The organism is Bacillus sp. FDAARGOS_1420 (assembly GCF_019344915.1).
Taxonomy (GTDB): Bacteria; Bacillota; Bacilli; order Bacillales; family Bacillaceae_G; genus Bacillus_A; species Bacillus_A mycoides.
Genome location: NZ_JAHWJB010000005.1, coordinates 1 through 16,194, shown reverse-complemented (window position 1 = coordinate 16,194; position 16,194 = coordinate 1). Strand labels below are relative to the sequence as shown.

16 protein-coding genes, 1 tRNA gene and 3 pseudogenes are annotated in these 16,194 nt (G+C 36.3%); 14 read left to right on the top strand and 6 right to left on the bottom strand.

The annotated features are described in order from the left end of the window. Positions 1-900: 900 nt before the first annotated feature. Positions 901-2,022 (bottom strand): annotated as a pseudogene (tnpB, locus tag I6L50_RS32485) (IS200/IS605 family element RNA-guided endonuclease TnpB). A gap of 555 nt (positions 2,023-2,577) precedes the next feature. Here tnpB and I6L50_RS36065 point away from each other — a divergent pair. The 12 genes from I6L50_RS36065 to I6L50_RS32435 all read left to right on the top strand — a co-directional run bounded on the left by I6L50_RS36065 (position 2,578) and on the right by I6L50_RS32435 (position 11,331). Next, the gene (locus I6L50_RS36065; RefSeq protein ID WP_483861641.1) at positions 2,578-2,733 is read left to right on the top strand and encodes a hypothetical protein; all 156 of its coding nucleotides are present in this window, start codon (positions 2,578-2,580) and stop codon (positions 2,731-2,733) included. A gap of 126 nt (positions 2,734-2,859) precedes the next feature. Then, entirely contained in the window at positions 2,860-3,027 is a 168-nt protein-coding gene (locus tag I6L50_RS32480) for a hypothetical protein (RefSeq protein WP_219304752.1), read from the top strand. Between the two features lie 18 nt (positions 3,028-3,045). Further along, entirely contained in the window at positions 3,046-3,264 is a 219-nt protein-coding gene (locus tag I6L50_RS32475; protein ID WP_219304496.1) for a hypothetical protein, read from the top strand. 149 nt (positions 3,265-3,413) lie between these two features. Then, positions 3,414-3,536, top strand: coding sequence for a hypothetical protein (locus I6L50_RS35320; protein WP_257475509.1), 123 nt, complete (start codon positions 3,414-3,416; stop codon positions 3,534-3,536). 42 nt (positions 3,537-3,578) lie between these two features. Further along, positions 3,579-5,288 (top strand): BppU family phage baseplate upper protein, encoded by a 1,710-nt coding sequence (locus I6L50_RS32470; protein WP_219304494.1) that lies wholly within the window; start codon positions 3,579-3,581, stop codon positions 5,286-5,288. A 115-nt stretch (positions 5,289-5,403) separates the two neighbouring features. After that, positions 5,404-5,628 (top strand): hemolysin XhlA family protein, encoded by a 225-nt coding sequence (locus I6L50_RS32465; protein ID WP_219301203.1) that lies wholly within the window; start codon positions 5,404-5,406, stop codon positions 5,626-5,628. Between the two features lie 76 nt (positions 5,629-5,704). After that, entirely contained in the window at positions 5,705-6,130 is a 426-nt protein-coding gene (locus tag I6L50_RS32460; protein ID WP_219301699.1) for a phage holin family protein, read from the top strand. Then, positions 6,130-6,828 carry an N-acetylmuramoyl-L-alanine amidase gene (locus I6L50_RS32455; protein ID WP_219304492.1) on the top strand — a complete coding sequence of 233 codons (699 nt, stop codon included), beginning with the start codon at positions 6,130-6,132 and terminating at the stop codon, positions 6,826-6,828. Before I6L50_RS32460 ends, I6L50_RS32455 begins: the two co-directional genes overlap by 1 nt. A 1,099-nt stretch (positions 6,829-7,927) precedes the next feature. Continuing rightward, positions 7,928-8,518: an alpha-helical endospore appendage domain-containing protein gene (locus I6L50_RS32450; protein WP_219304490.1), complete on the top strand. Its 591-nt coding sequence runs from the start codon at positions 7,928-7,930 to the stop codon at positions 8,516-8,518. After that, positions 8,403-9,701, top strand: coding sequence for a beta-propeller fold lactonase family protein (locus tag I6L50_RS35745; RefSeq protein WP_219304487.1), 1,299 nt, complete (start codon positions 8,403-8,405; stop codon positions 9,699-9,701). Before I6L50_RS32450 ends, I6L50_RS35745 begins: the two co-directional genes overlap by 116 nt. 110 nt (positions 9,702-9,811) lie before the next feature. Further along, positions 9,812-10,933 carry a glycosyltransferase gene (locus I6L50_RS32440; RefSeq protein WP_219304485.1) on the top strand — a complete coding sequence of 374 codons (1,122 nt, stop codon included), beginning with the start codon at positions 9,812-9,814 and terminating at the stop codon, positions 10,931-10,933. A 179-nt stretch (positions 10,934-11,112) separates the two neighbouring features. Continuing rightward, on the top strand, positions 11,113-11,331 hold the full coding sequence (locus I6L50_RS32435; protein WP_219304483.1) for a hypothetical protein: 219 nt from the start codon (positions 11,113-11,115) through the stop codon (positions 11,329-11,331). A gap of 170 nt (positions 11,332-11,501) precedes the next feature. On the opposite strand, the pseudogene I6L50_RS35310 reads toward I6L50_RS32435, so the two are convergent. From I6L50_RS35310 to I6L50_RS32415, 5 genes and pseudogenes are all read right to left on the bottom strand, one after another. Further along, positions 11,502-11,627, bottom strand: a pseudogene (locus I6L50_RS35310) (cytosolic protein); the annotation flags it as partial. A 461-nt stretch (positions 11,628-12,088) separates the two neighbouring features. Then, a complete protein-coding gene (locus I6L50_RS32430) occupies positions 12,089-12,274 on the bottom strand; it encodes a hypothetical protein (protein WP_219304482.1) in 186 nt (61 codons plus the stop codon). 735 nt (positions 12,275-13,009) lie between these two features. Further along, positions 13,010-13,069: transfer RNA gene (locus I6L50_RS32425), tRNA-OTHER, on the bottom strand. Then, complete coding sequence (locus tag I6L50_RS32420) at positions 13,068-13,910, bottom strand: arylamine N-acetyltransferase family protein (protein WP_219304699.1); 843 nt, start codon at positions 13,908-13,910, stop codon at positions 13,068-13,070. Before I6L50_RS32420 ends, I6L50_RS32425 begins: the two co-directional genes overlap by 2 nt. A gap of 96 nt (positions 13,911-14,006) precedes the next feature. Further along, on the bottom strand, positions 14,007-14,837 hold the full coding sequence (locus I6L50_RS32415) for a helix-turn-helix domain-containing protein (RefSeq protein WP_219304481.1): 831 nt from the start codon (positions 14,835-14,837) through the stop codon (positions 14,007-14,009). Between the two features lie 340 nt (positions 14,838-15,177). On the opposite strand from I6L50_RS32415, the gene I6L50_RS32410 reads away from it, so the two are divergent. Beyond that, positions 15,178-15,402: a hemolysin XhlA family protein gene (locus tag I6L50_RS32410; RefSeq protein WP_219304480.1), complete on the top strand. Its 225-nt coding sequence runs from the start codon at positions 15,178-15,180 to the stop codon at positions 15,400-15,402. 63 nt (positions 15,403-15,465) lie between these two features. Further along, positions 15,466-15,723: pseudogene (locus I6L50_RS35305) on the top strand (hypothetical protein); the annotation flags it as partial. Between the last annotated feature and the right edge of the window lie 471 nt (positions 15,724-16,194).

Sequence of the window (16,194 nt, the reverse complement as noted above, 5' to 3'; positions counted from 1 at the left end):
TTGTATTTAGGTAATAGGGGACTGTACAAAAAACATGTCTCATTGTAATAAGTTAGATCAAATAATTGAAAAAAAAAGGGAATGATATAACTTGTTAAGCAGTATGGATTCGCTCATGAAAAGATATTTTGTTATAGTAGGGAATTAGATTTATTATTATATGATGAAATCTAATAAAAATAAAAAATAAATTAAATTTATATAAAAAAGAAATAAAATATAAATAATTAAGATATAAAATTGAAAAACCCCTTTATTATTAAGACTCTTATGAGTGAAAAAGTTTCCATGTCCATAATATATGTAAATCCTCTTAAGTGGTGACGATCTAATTAAAATGAAAAGAGCAGTTAGATTAGTCTAACTGCTCAATACAAAGAAGAAGTCAAGAAATACAGGGATGGATTAAATGAGTTCTGGCTCATAGTATGTGTTTAATTTTTAGAAGTATTCGGGTGTAGCAAAATGAAAAAGAGCACCTTCGAACAGTGCTCTTTCCAGGAGTGTCATTTACGTCTTTTGAGATTTATCGTATCCTCAAAATAATATATGTGTTCTGGGAATGTAAGTTGTATGTACAAAAAAGAGCAGATAGCAAAAGCTAACCGCTCGTATTAGGGGTGTTTCTCTAAATGTAATTATAGGAGGATTAAACATTTATCATTGTAGTCAAGAAGACTCCTTCCTCAAGGAACGTGAAGTGAGTAGGTGGGAGATGAATCGACTTGATTTATAAACCATAATGCTGCAATAGTTTGATTACTTGGAGAAAGCAGAGAAGATGGTGGTGATGTTCGCTATGAATGTTTCCCTTATCTATTGAACTACCCCCACTTTCACTTCGTTTAGAAGTGAAAGTGGGGGATTCCTAAGTAAAGAGTTCGATAGAACTCTAATTTATTAGGCTATCTCCGCAGTCCCTACGGTTAGAAGCCGTATCCCTTCATTTTTCAAATTGATACTTGCGTTATTATCCCTATCATGATGCGTACCACAAGAAGGGCACTCCCATTTACGTAAGTTTAGATTTTTAACGTCTTTATTTTGATAGCCGCAACAAGAACATAATTGGCTCGAAGCAAATGTTTTTGATACAACAATGACTTGTTTGCCTTACCATTTTGCTTTATATTCCAACATGGTTCGAAACCGAGACCATGATACTTCACTAATCGCCTTTGCTAACTTATGATTCTGTAGCATATTCGATACTTGTAAATCCTCTATACCAATCACATCGTGGTTTTTGATGATTTCAGTTGAGATTTTGTCTAAGTAATCTTTTCTAGCGTTAGTGATGTATTCATGAATTCTAGCTACCTTAATTCGTTGTTTATTCCAGCGAGAAGATCCTTTCGTTCTTCTAGAAAGAACTCGCTGCGCCTTTGCTAACTTCTTTTCTAATGATCGAAAAAACTTCGGATTTTTATAGGATGTTCCATCTGACAAAATGGCGAAATCTTTTAGTCCTACATCAACTCCGATGGAAGAATGTATTTTCGGAAGTTTTTGCACTTCTGTTTCAACTAACAATGAGACAAAGTATCTGCCAGAAGGATTCCGTCTGACCGTAGCATTTATAATACGTCCATTCGCTTCACGACTTTTGGCAAATCGAACAAGACCTAGTTTCGGCAATTTCATTTTGTTTCCTACAACAGCAATGTTTTCATTCGTTTGTTTTGTGGTGTAAGATTGCACAGGATTCTTTTTAAATTTGAAACGTGGGGCACTGTTTTGTTTCTTAAAAAAGCGTGTATACGCATCCGCAAGGTTGCGAACAGACGATTGGATCGCAATACTATCCACCTCTTTAAGCCAAACAAGCTCTTTCTTCATGGCAGGAAGTTTGGCAGAGCATGTACCATATGTCAAACCTTTTCCTGTTTCTTTGTATGCATTATCCCATAGGGATAGGAAATGATTGAATACAAAACGAGAACAACCAATGGTTTTATTGATTAAAATTGCTTGTGCTGTATTTGGATAGATACGAAATTTATATGCTCGATTGATCATCATTTCTTTCACCCCCATTTCGATATATCTCCATTATACAACAAACGTACATTCGGTATGTAGTGAAATGATGATGACAAATTATCCAATAATAAGTTATATATGTCGAACAATTGAGATGGCAGTATGCCATCCCTTGTTCGAAGCCAATTCAGCTCCCGCCTACTCACTGGGCCATGGCCCTTCATGTTCCTTGAGGAAGGAGTCTTCTTGGCTAAAAATGATAAAGAGGTAGTAAAATTTCACGTACCTAATTTAGATTTGAAAATCAAAATTCAGAAATAAGCGGATTATAGTAACAATAACATATTTCAGTGTGGTAGATGGGAAATAATTCGCATTCGTTATATTGTTTTTCTTTAAAAGAACAGAGAGATTCCACTTTTTGTTTGAGCCAATACAGCCGAATTATTGATTAGCTCCACGGAGTATAAACAAGAAGATTCTTAGCCTTTTCCCAGCCACCAAACGTAAAGCACCTCTCTAGAAGCTGATAAAGAGTTAGTTAAAGAAGTAGATAGGTTAACACAAGAAGAACAAGAGTTATTAAGTTAAAGTATTGATGAGATTATGAAAAATGGATTAAAAACGATAGCAGTTACTACAAGGTTCAAAAAACTAGATACCAAATTCAGATTAGGAATAGGTACTGCATTTAAAGATATTCTATTTGATATAGCAAATGAAGGTGTTAAAAAGAGCTTGTGCCCATAATATCTTAAGATTAAGCATCTATAACCACAACGGATGCTTGTTCCTTTGTTATGTAGAAATTACACACTAAACATGAATTTGAATAGGAGAATGAAAGTATTAATATAAGTTTGCGCTGCAGACTACATGAAGCGTCTTAGTGAAAATAAAAAGGTAGTTGTTGCGGAAGAGGATTTACAGTTAACGGAGCTATTAGAAGTGCCTCAATCAACTGTATCTCAGTATTTATCTAAGAAACGTGGGAAGATTCTTTGTTCGGAAAGAAGAGGTCATTTGTCAAAAGGATGTTGTTAGGAAGATTGATATCCTACTATGATTGGTTCAGTCCGAAATGCAAAAGACGCAACAGTTTTTGCGACACTTTCAGTTGGATTCAGATATATTCAAAACATTGCGCTTCCGGCTATTATGATAACTGGAGGAGTGAATACAAACTTTTGTGAGGTTACATTAAAAAAAGATGGTGGAATTTTTGTGAATGGTGTTAAAAGTGGAAGTGCTTTTCATGTTGCCATAAGCTTTTCAATTTAGATAGTATAAGTCAAGCTTGCATAAGCAGGATTTTTATTTTACTAAAATACGACTTTGATGGAAAAGGGCTTTCATATATTCACAGTAAAAAGGATTGTCCCATAGCATATAAGGATTGCTTTATTAAGACTCTAGAGAGGTGTGGATATATGGAAGAAGTGTATGCAAATAACAAACGAGAATGGAAAGTAACATTTGGGGCAAAACGTATGGATATCACAAGGGTATTGCAAAGAGAGCTTTCTCAACTAAAAAATATCATTCGAAACTAAGGCCATACAGGGTCTTTTTTTGATTGGCAAGGAGTGAAGAGATTGAAACGTTCCTATGAAATTATCGTAGATACGCGACAAGAAAATCGTATGTATGATATAGAGTTTTCCAAAAATAATTTGAATACGTCAGAATTAATCATAAACATCACGGAAGATGAACATCAGCCCTTTGTGTTACAAGATACAGATACCATTGTGATTGCGTTCAAGAAACCAGACCAAACGTTGGTATTTCAAAACAAGGATATTAAGATCCTAGATAAAGAAAAGGGAAAAATCAGTGTTTCTTTGACGACGCAAACACTTGCAAAAACAGGCACAGTATTTTGTGAAATATCCATTGAACGAGAAGAATTAGGTGTGAAAAAACGAATAAGCACCTTTCCGTTTTCTTTCAAAGTTAGGGATTCATTATTAGCAGATGATAACATGTATACACGTATTGTAGGGGACCGTACACTTGATATACTGCTACCACTTCGTGGGAACAAGGTGGCCCATTACACGTTGCGTAAAGATACAAAAGATGACTATGTAAAATTAGAAGATTGTGCGATTTCAAATTTGAGTGTTGTAGCCCAGAAGGTGAATGCAATCAACTATACAAGCGATACAGGAGCCGTGCAAAAGGCGAATCTGCCAAACTATTACACGACTACAGTAGGTGATACATTCACATTTACATTTGATGGAACGGGTTTTGACTTTCAACATTTCACTGATAATCGTGGTGGACTATGGGAGTTCAAGGTGGATGGTACGGTAGTAAAAACAATAAGTACACACATTAACGATGTTCCAACGAACGAATTAAAAGTGAATTATGGAACCCGTTCAGTTGCACGGGGTTTAGCAAAAGGAACACATACGGTCGTAGCAACTTTCAAAGGTGACGATCCAGCAAATCCACCAGTGGGTGGAGCAAATACATCCCGTGGATGGGTGAAAAATGATACTGGTTATGTACAAGCGGCAGAAGCACATAAGACTGCGTTAGTATACGATGACCTACTAAATCCAGTTAAAGAGGTAGACTTACTGGTCCCGTTTTCTAATAAAGAATTCGCATTTTGTATGAAACCAAATGGTTCATCTGTAGTAGCCGAATGGATACCAGAACATCGTGCAGCAACTGTGTTCAAAACAAGCCAAAAGATGTATGTGGATGATAAAGAAATAACATCATGGGGACCAGAAACGACAATAAAAGAAGCGGAAATTGTAAGAGCGGTTCAATCTATGAAAGGATTCCATCCTTCTGATCTTACAAACGCTTTATGTGAAATTTATTCTGTTCATACTGTTACAAATCAAGGTGTGACGTTTGATATAAAAATAAAATGGTTACAAGATACTTTCATAGAAGATGGTTATATAGCAATGCTTCCGGGGAGCCATCCATTTGTAGAGAAATTGGTAGATGCGACAGGGAAATCATTTGATACAATTGCATCAGATAACAGTTATAAAGATGTACCAAATAGTGAGAAAATGGCAGGCTATGCCATGCCAAGCAAAGAAAGAGATTATGTAGTAGCCATGAAAATAAATAATATTCATGCAAGTTTACGTAAAGGGCAAACCGGAATACGTAATCCGCTCGTCTGGTTACAGCATCGAGATGCCACTTTGCAGAAGCTATATCCACAAGTGTATAAAAATTGTGTAGTAAAAGCAGGAGAAACTCATCCATTTAGTGCAACATACTTCGTTGGTGAACTACCACTCGCAGCACAGTTATTGATATAAAACTTAATAAAATACGGCTTTGGTATAAAAATATCCTGCATAGATTCACAACGAATAGGGTTGTTTCATAGGATATAGAGATTGCTTTATTAAGATGATAAAAGGATGCGAATGTATGGAAGACGTATATGTAAAAATCGACAGCCTAAAAGCAGAACAAAAAGAAATCATGCGAGATATTCGTAACCTGGAAACTCGTACAATGATAAATGAAAAAGATATTGCTACAATCAATAAGCAATTAGAAAAAATTAGTCTGAATACCACATGGATTTTACGAATTGTTATTAGTGCAATAGTTATGGCAATTTTGGGTTTGATACTCAAAGGTGGGATTTAGGTTGTTCATATAAAAGTATTTGTGAAAGAGGGACAAGTGTCTCTCTTTTTTTTATCTTGAAGAAGGAGGAAAAAATGTGGATCGTATCGATGTAGTATTAAAAGTTTTTATTGCCACTTTCGGTGGCTTTTGTGGGTATTTTTTGGGAGGGTGGGATACAACATTGCAGATTTTAGTAACTTTAGCGGTAATTGATTATGTAACAGGTATGATTGCTGCTTCAATACTTGGTCAACTCAAAAGCAAGATAGGTTTCAAAGGCATTGCCAAAAAGGTAGTGCTTTTTTTATTGATTGGAGCAGCTACGCAGGCAGATGCGGCGATTGGTAGTAATAGTGCCATTCGGGAAGCGACACTCTTTTTCTTCATGGGTAATGAATTACTTTCTATCTTAGAAAATGCTGGGCGTATGGGGATTACACTTCCACAAGCGTTGACAAATGCAGTTGAAATTTTAGGTAGTAAGCAAAAACAAGACGATAAAAAGGGGGATGTTCAATAATGCAAATTAGAAAAAAATTAATTGACCCAAATAAATATGGTACAAAGTGTCCGTATACAATGAATCCAGAATTTATCACAGTTCATAATACGTATAATGATGCGCCAGCTGAGAATGAAATTGCTTATATGATACGAAATAATAATGAAGTGTCATTCCATATTGCGGTAGACGATAAAGAAGCTGTACAAGGTCTTCCGTTAGAACGCAACGCATGGGCTTGTGGGGATGGCGCAGGTAACCGAAAATCAATTAGTGTAGAAATCTGTTACTCTTTAAGCGGTGGAGATAGATATTATAAAGCGGAAGATAATGCAATTATCGTTGTAGCACAATTAATGAAACAGTACAATATTCCAATTAGTAAAGTTCGCACACACCAATCGTGGAGCGGAAAGTACTGCCCACATCGTATGTTAGCGGAAGGGCGTTGGAATTCTTTTATTGAAAGGGTGCAAAATGCATATAACGGTGGTGGTCATACAGCTCCATCCACACAACCGTCTAATAATGGTGTAGGTGTCGTTACGATTACAGCGGATGTATTGCGTGTTCGTACGGGACCAGGAGCGACTTATGAAATTGTGAAGAAGGCGTACCGAGGGGAACGATATCAATCATGGGGTGTTCAAAATGGCTGGTACAACGTTGGCGGAGATCAATGGGTGTCTGGGGAGTATGTGAGATTTGAAGGTTAGTTATATACGGTGTAACAGGTATGTTAGTGAAGGTGTGGGAAGCTTAACGAATCTTGGCGAGGAAATGCCTCATGTCAACGATTTAATTCTCGAATCCTAACGAGGCGTAGGGAATCCCATAAGAAAGAGCACCTTCGGAGTGAGTTGAAGGTGCCTTTCATGTGGTAATCCTCTAGATGACATGTATAGTATATCCAATAACAAGTAAATTAGAAAGGCTAGATGATAAATTGGAAGTGTATTATAAAATCTGTTCAAAGATATCAGGTAACATCATGATAATGGAAGCAAATGAGAGAATCACTCCTATCCAAAAAAGCGAAGGAATTCGTGCGAAGCAGCTATAGCATATGAAATAATATGATGATTTGAAAATCGCAGAGCAAGCTACCTCCTCGAATATGGATATTACTGTTAGTATGACCGGAGTAGTATAGAAAAATAATAAGTTGGATAGCGAGGTGTGGGGCGCTTTGTAATAAAAAGCACTTTCGGAGGGAAGAAAATTGGTAGTGTCTTCTCTAGTAGTAGGATTTGCAAGATAAAGTATATATAAGTCCTACTTATATTTTCGACATCATCATATAACGCTTAAAATATTCAACAAATCGTTATGATTTGCATTCAAACAAATTTAGGTATGATGAATTTCTAAAGAGGACTTATATAGCCCTTTTTAAAAGATGCCCAAGCCAAAGTGAATGCTTTAGCATGTATTAATAGTGGTTGTGACAAACCAAGCTCCTTTCATTCAAAAGATACCCTTTTGATATTAAAAGGGTATCTTTTTTAGTTTGTTAACATAAAAGTATGGCGGATGATTGTAGGTTTTACAATGATCACAAGGAAGTAAGGACCTATCAATGTGCTAGTTGATATAAAAATAGTTTTATTCATTCAGTTAATAAAATAGTAGATAAGAAGTACTTTGTAATCGATTTTTATTATATTTAGAAGAATGAGAAAAAAGCACAAACATAATCGTATTGATCATCGTAATATGGTAGTGATATTTAGTGTGAGGTAAAAAAATACGGATAGGAGGGTATTATGGCTAAGTATTATAAGTTATCTAATAGATATAAGGAGATGTGGGATAGTGTCACAGCCTAATTTACCAAATATAACGCCAAATATCACGTTAACGCGTGATGATGCATTAAATCTTTTATTATCTTCAATCGCATTTGAAGAACTAGGGTTAGCGCATATACTGAATGCAGAAGGGGAAAAAATACAATTTGCATTAGGGACTTTACCGGGAATTACAGGACCGGGAGCTTCATTGCAAGATGTTCTGAATATTAATAGCAGTGTTCAAGATACACTTGGTATGGCAATGAAAAAAGAATTACTTTTGGATTCGAAATTAAATACTGTTAGTGGATTAATTAGCACGTCAGGAGGAACTGGAATGGGAGCAACAGGCCCGACAGGGGCAACGGGAGCAACAGGTCCTCAAGGCCCTCCTGGAACTGGAGGAACAGGCAGTGGAGCGATAGGGCCAACGGGTCCAACAGGCCCGGCAGGTCCGCAAGGTAATGATGGACCGGTTGGTCCACAAGGAGTGCAAGGTGTCCAAGGGCCCCAAAGGCGCACAAGGAATTCAAGGGTCTCCTGGAGCAACGGGAGCGACCGGAGTTGGGATAACAGGTCCAACAGGACCTCCAGGAACCGGAGGAACAGGTAGTGGAGCAACAGGAGCAACAGGAGCAACAGGAGCGACAGGAGCAACAGGAGCGACAGGAGCAACAGGAGCAACAGGAGCGACAGGAGCAACAGGAGCGACAGGAGGAACAGGAGCAACGGGAGCAACGGGAGCAACGGGAGCAACAGGAGGAACAGGAGTAACGGGAGTAACAGGAGCAACGGGAGCAACAGGAGCAACAGGAGCAACAGGAGCAACAGGAGCAACAGGAGCAACGGGGGTAACCGGGGCAACAGGATCTCTTATTGGCCCTACTGGCCCTAGGATCTTTACTGCAAATTTCAATAGTAGTAATATTTCAGTAAATGATAAAACGAATTTCCAGTCAATTACTACCATATCCGTACCGGGACCAGATACCATTGTGGGAAGTACCAATTTGGCCCGAGTATATGCAGGGGCTTTTAGTAATGCGGCTGTCTCTGTTATTGATGCAATATCTAATTCGCCTTTAGTAACTATTCCAGTTGGAGCTGGCCCGACTGATATGGCGATAGATGAAATAGGAATGAGATTGTATGTAGTATCCTTTGGTTCTGGAACTGTTTCGATAATAAATACAGCAACTAATACAGTTATAAGTACAATTACGTTTGGTTTTGAGGTGGAATCCCTTGCCTTAGATACACCGAATGATGTATTGTACGTCGGAGCAAATGATACCGGTCGAGTACTAAAAGTTGATTTAACTAATAATACCATAATTGCTACGATTCCTGTTGGAAATAATTTGTCAGGGCTCGCACAACCAAGTCTTGCTGTAGACCCAAATATAGGACAGGTATATTCAGCAAACATCAATAATAATAATGTTTCTGTTATTAATACAACGACTAATACAGTAATAGCTACGGTAGCTGTAGGCACTAATCCTGATGGAGTGAGGGCAAATCCAGCAAACGGTAAAGTTTATGTTAGTAATTATGGAAGTAATTCAGTCTCTATTATTAATGGGGGAACGAACACAGTAATAGCTACGGTAGCTGTGGGAGCTAATCCGCAAGGTATTTTTGTAGATCCACTTACAAATAATGTTTATGTTACTCAAGGTGGGGCCAATTCTGTAGTTGTCATTGACGGAAGTACTAATAATCTTCTCAACAGTTTTCCAGTTGGTACCACTCCGTATCAAGTTACAATTTTAAATACAAATTTTCCAGGTTAAAAATCATAAGCATACCCATGGATCTAGTTGGAATTTGTTCATTGTCTTTTCGACTAGCACTATGGGTGTTTACTTATATGATTATATGGGAATAAGGAAGGGGGAATTTTATGATCACAATTAGTCTATGTATGATAGTAAAAAATGAGGAAAAAAATCTTGAAAAATGCTTGCAGTCTATAGAAGGCATTCCTGATGAAATTATTATTGTAGATACCGGGTCTACAGATAAAACGAAAGAACTTGCATTAAAGTGGACTCCACATGTTCTAGATTTTGAGTGGAATGATGATTTTTCAGCAGCACGTAATTTCGCTTTTCAACAGGCAACTAAGGATTATATATTTTGGTTAGATGCAGATGACATACTATTACCAGAAAATCGCAAAAAATTATTGGTATTGAAACAAAATTTAGATGAATCGATAGACGCTGTGTCGATGGTATATCATACTTTATTAGATGAACATGAGAATGTAATTACAAGTACGAAGCGGCTTAGATTATTGAAGAAGAATAAAGATTTTAAGTGGATTGGAATTGTGCATGAAGATGTAAAAACGACAGGAGTATACCGTTGTTATAACAGTGATATAGCTGTCACGCATACGAAAAAAGCGGGTTTGTCTAACCGAAATCTTAAGATTTATGAAAAGGCTGTGGAAGATGGAAAGGGTTTTACCCCTCAAGATTTATTTCACTTCGCTCGAGAATTACAAGTAAATAAAAGGTACGAAGAAGCAATTAAATATCATGAACTTTTTTTGGAAGGGGAAGATATTGAGACAGAATTAAGAATCTTTACTTATCATAACTTGGCATGCTGTTACTTTCAGGTTGGGAAACCGGAAAAAGAGCTGGAATTGACAGTAGAGTCCTTTAAGTACGATATACCTCAGCCGGTTTTTTGTTGTCGAATGGGAGAGCGTTTTATAAAACAAAACCAATTTAAGCAAGCTATTTTTTGGTATGAACTTGCCATAGAAAATGGAAAATTGAAGCAGAATTATTATATCGAACAATTTGTTTATCAAACATGGTTGCCTTATAAGCAATTAGGTATGTGTTATTATACAGTAGGGGATTACAAGCGTTCTTATGAATGTAACAAAGAAGTTCTTAAATGTATACCAGATGACAATGAAACATTAACTAATGTGAGAGTTTTAAAGGAAATATTACACGAGCAGGGAATTATTCTCTCTGATGACGACAAGTGTGATGTGAAGTAATTACAGAGAGTATATAAATACTATTCTTGTGGAGTCTAGTGAAATCAAAACAGCCCACTGTCACCTTTACTATCGCATTCCATTGATGAATTTCGTTTCAAAATGGGCTAGATGATCTGGCAATATTTTTAGTGTCTATTCATATAGTGTTTTTGATAATAGCTGAGAGGATGAGTACAATGACAACATCAAAATCTAGTCATGTTGATGAAAATCAGTTACATCAAACGATTCAAACAGAGGTAGAAAAAATTTTGCAACAAGGTACGTTGAAAAAGTTATACACCACACAGTGCCCGATATGTCAAGGAGAGTTGCAAATTCCCGTACACTATGGAGCTACTGCGCAATGCCAAAGTTGTGCGAACGTCATTGAGATGCATATTGAAGAAGTATGAGGTGTATTCGACGCCTTAAAAAATAAAAAAGATAAAAATGCTGAATTAAGCCATTCTAAACTGGGGGTCAAAGTAGTACTTGTCGATCAAACTATTTACGATAGCATTGTAATAGGCGAACTCCCCTTTGAACATACTGCCCCCGATTTTTTACTTTTATATATCGTCTATTAATATAGCCCCATTTCATCAGCTTCTTCTCTAGATATTTTGTAATATACACCAGGCATAAGAGAGCGGTCTATTGTACTTGTAGAAGGTATTTTTGAGCCATCAATCTCTAGCCAATTATAAAATGTCCAATCACTCGTGCATGCACTTTATCTATAGGCAAGTAACAGATAACTATAAAAAAGAGCATCGACCCGGAGATGGAGGGTGATGCCCGAAAGACATTATATGTAAAAAACAACTTTCATTTTAAGTGTATGCTTTTTCTCTTGAAAGAGTGCCTTACATCACAAAAGAGCACCTTGGAGTGAGTAGAAGGTGCTCTCGTTGTATAGAAATGTTGGTGAATTCAGTATAGTATATGCAGGCTACATTATTGTATGCCAAAATGTTGTCACTGGATGAAAGTTCTACTTCTTTATTTATTATGGAGCCACAATATCCGGCACACTCTCTTGATAAACACAGCTAAAATGGCATAAAAGCATTGGTATTAGCCCGAGCTTTCACGACGTGTTGGATTGTATAAATCAAGTTTTTTACACGGATAATAATTTTACATCTTTTTTTTATTTCGTCAAGTTATTTAGAATAACGAGAGTGGTTCACCTTCTATTTGCCATCGGTATAGGTTACCCATTCTTCTTTTTAATTCATTTTCCATCCCCTGCCGCACATCTTCACTCGTAGGTGCGTAAATTTCAAGACATTCTTTTTCGTGCTGGTGCCCATTTGGAGATAATAAACGATAAACTACTCGATATTTGTTCATTCTTCATCACCTCGGTTGTTTTTGTAAGCAGGTAAACACGCTAAGTGATAGTGCTGTTCAATATTAATTAGATATGAACAAGGAGTTTGTGTAGATAAAAATTTAATGCATTGTTAGAGATAAGGTTATTTTTAAGTACTAATTTAAGTGTACGCATTGTGACTAAAGATAGAACGTGTAGAATTAAAGGAAAAAAACACCTCATCATGAAGTGTTTTTTCTTGTGCTTTAATAGGAAAAGACAACAATACCACTGTTCTTGTAAGACACCAAAAGGGAACTACAGAAGTGTGTTCTCAATAAGAGTATATAACAGCGCATAGAGTAGGGCAAGTATTATTAAGATGCCCCAACAATCTGACCACATAATTATCGTTTTGTATCGAAAGCCATCGGTGACTAATAGTGTTAGGGAAAAACATAAATCATGAAACAAAAAAGGGGTCCTATAGCAGAAACACCTTTTTGTAGTTGAGAATGAATAAGATACCAGTTATCCCAATCTGGTATCTTATTTGCTTATTCCAACTGTGTTTATGCGCGTTATAGATAGTATACCCTTATTTTTTAAAAAATATAAATCAGGATAATTTGGGGTGTATAGTGAGAATACAATGCCATATTAAAAGCCCCTTGTAATGATGAGGCAAGGGGCTACCAATCTTAGAGGTTTGAAACAACTAAGACGGCGTGATGGTAAATGCATGGTATCATAGTCTCTCATAAATAGCAATATGGACCTTGTAGGACTCGAACCTACGACCGGACGGTTATGAGCCGTGATCTAACCAACCTAGCCTCTTTCTAAGACTTTTCCGCAATATTTGTGTGGAGAAATATCAAATACCTCTGTAAGAGTCTGATGGTATTCTTCTTCTGTTATGGCTCGTTTTATTTTTTGTCCTTTGTGGGTTTTGGTAAAGTTTCGCTTTGTAAGTGAAATATGTCCATTTTCAGCCAGTTTACAGATAATGTATCCTTTGTTAAAGGGAGAATCTGGATGATGCACAATGATATCTTGTATGGCATTTACTTTGTTCGTATCTATTTCATCTAATGTAAAAGCATATCCAGTACGCCATGTATCTGTAGGCTCAGAGTCAAGAAATTGAGCGGTTTCTCCGTTTGCTCCTTTTCGCATTTCTAATAGATATGTTCCTTTTTTAGTGTCTTGCTTACGGATGCGATATTTTCCAGTTTGAGATGAGATCACTTCGCCGCTAAATGAAACAGGGTGTAAAGGAAGATGTGAGGCAAAACCCCCGTCAATAATATATTCTTGTCCTGTGTGTTTTAAAATAATAATCACATGGCCATCATCAGGTTTCCACTTATCGCCGCTTAAATCATAGACAGTCCCAGCTACTCGGTAGACGTCAAATCCACAATCACTTAAAAAGTAATACAAAAGGGAATTGAGTTCATAACATAGGCCTCCGCGATTGTTTAGTAGTAGTTTCTCTTGGATATTTGCTCTCGAAATTTCTCGGAACTCCCCTTCCATAACATCAATATTTTCATAAGGTAACGTGCGGCCCATTTGTAAAAGTATTCCATGTAAATCGTTAAATTGTATATCTTTCTTTGGAGACATCTGTAATCTGGAGAAAAAATACCTTTGGAAGTCAGTCATTATACTTTACCACCTTTCATTTATGGAAAATGTTCCTATCGATTATTATGTTACACCTTTAAAATTTATTAGCAAGTGTAAAGCGAAGATAAGTTGCTCTCATTCTCCTAGCATAAATTCACGATCAAAATAAGACTTGTCCATTAAGTTATTTACAATCCCGTTGAAATAAGCAAACTTACTCTTTTTTATTTTTGCTCCGGCTTTAATTTTCATAACAAATTCTTTAATAGCTGTTAATCCAATAGTAAGTTCCTGGTCGTTAGTAAATGCTTTATCACCTGTAGAGAAGTTTGTAACTTTATTACACTGTCTTACGACCTTCCACAGTTCTTGAATTGTTGTTGAGTCACTGTAAAAAGAACTAACCAAAGAAATAAAATGTTCTGGCACCCAGTGAGCGACAAAATCAGCGTCTTTAATGTTTTCTGCAGGTGTAGCTGTATTCTCATTACTATTACGTTTGTTTATATCTTTTATATTTTGTTTTAAGGCTTTAGTAGTTGTTTTCTTGGTGTGACAAATTTCAATATTTTTAGTAGGGGCTTGTATGCCAATTTGTTCTTCCACAATAATTGGTTGGATCACAATAATGTTACTTGTTTGTCTCATATCGCTTTTACGTTTCATCTCTAGTTGTTTAATGATTCCAAGAGATTCTAAGTGTTGGCATGCACGAATAACCGTTCTACGGCTAATAGCAAGTACTTCAGCAATTTTCTGCTTGGATTTAAAAGACACGCCGAAATATTTGGCAGAGTGGTTGTGTAAATGATCGAGAACTGCCAATTGGTTTTTATTCAACTGATCAGTAAATCGTTCTTTATACGTTCGGATAGTGTCATTTAATTCTTTAAGAATTTGAAAGGATGCTAAGTTTTCATATGTTTCTATACCTGCAATAATTGTAATACCCTGTTTTTTCTTCATCATATTGGGCTCCTTTGTATAAACAAAAAAGCAACAGAATGCCAAATGTAAGCAAACTGTTGCGGAGGAACCCTTATGTACGATAAAATGGGGTACATAAAGAGTTACAGCAAGTGTTTGCCTAGTATGATTAGGCGGACGGTATAAAGGGTGTTGGAAGCACCCCTTATACACGCTGTGCTCTTTTGTTTTTTATTGGTTTCATTTTGATTTTTCGGTAACGAATCTGGTCACAAATAACCAGAAAAGTGTCGCCATTTATAAATTTAGGTAAAGCACAAAACTGAGTGATGTAGCTGTTTTATATTGTTTTTGGAAATGAAAGTTTTATATATAACAGATGGAAGACATATATGCAAAGATTGATAGACTCAAATCTGAACAAAAAGAAATTATGCGAGAACTTCGTAATTTAGAAACTCGTACAATCATGAATGAAAAAGACATTTTAACAATTAATAGACAATTAGAAAAAATAAACACCAATACAACTTGGATCTTAAGAATTGTGATTAGTGCAATAGTGATGGCAGTTCTCGGGCTAATATTAAAAGGTGGTATTTAGAACACTTGTTTAAATGTGCCTATGAAAGAGAGATGAGAGTCTCTCTGTTTATTTTTAAGCGAGGTGGTCAACGTGGACAACTTGCGGTTCTATTCAGCACCATCTCGGCAAATTAAAGATGGTGTTGGTACTTTAATGTAGGTGAAGGGTTTATAATTGATGCGAAGGTAAATGGAAATGAATCGCCACAATACAAGGTGGACAACAGTAAAAGGGAACACATACTATATAACAGCAAATGAGGCTTATGTGTATGTGAAGGGAAAGAACAACAAAAAGGGTTCTTCCCGAGAGAATAACCTAGTTTGTAGAATATTATAAGATATGCTATCTCCGTAATGGTATTCTGTATCGTACTTTATGTAATGATAGACAAGAATACGATGAAAATAAAAACAGAGCACTCTTGACCAGAGAGTACTCTGTTTAGTCAAAGGAGAAAAAAATCGAATGATACTTCATTATATGTGTCATGAAGTGTAAAGATACTCTTTTTTGTGGTTTCTCTTGAACTATCATATATATATGCATAAGAGCCACGTTATATAACTTAAAGAAGGGAAAAAGCAATCCAGGGCGGTGATCTGAATTGCTTTTTCTGTATATAAAATGGCAACTACCATGAGCGGTTTATTATATGTTTCTAAAGTACTAAACATTCCTTAGAAACAAAAAGACACCTTCTTCAGTTGAAGGTGCCTCTCATGTGGTGACTCTCTAGATGACATGTATAGTATATCCAATATCAATGTAATTTAGAACTGCTAGATGATAAATTGGAAGTGTATTATA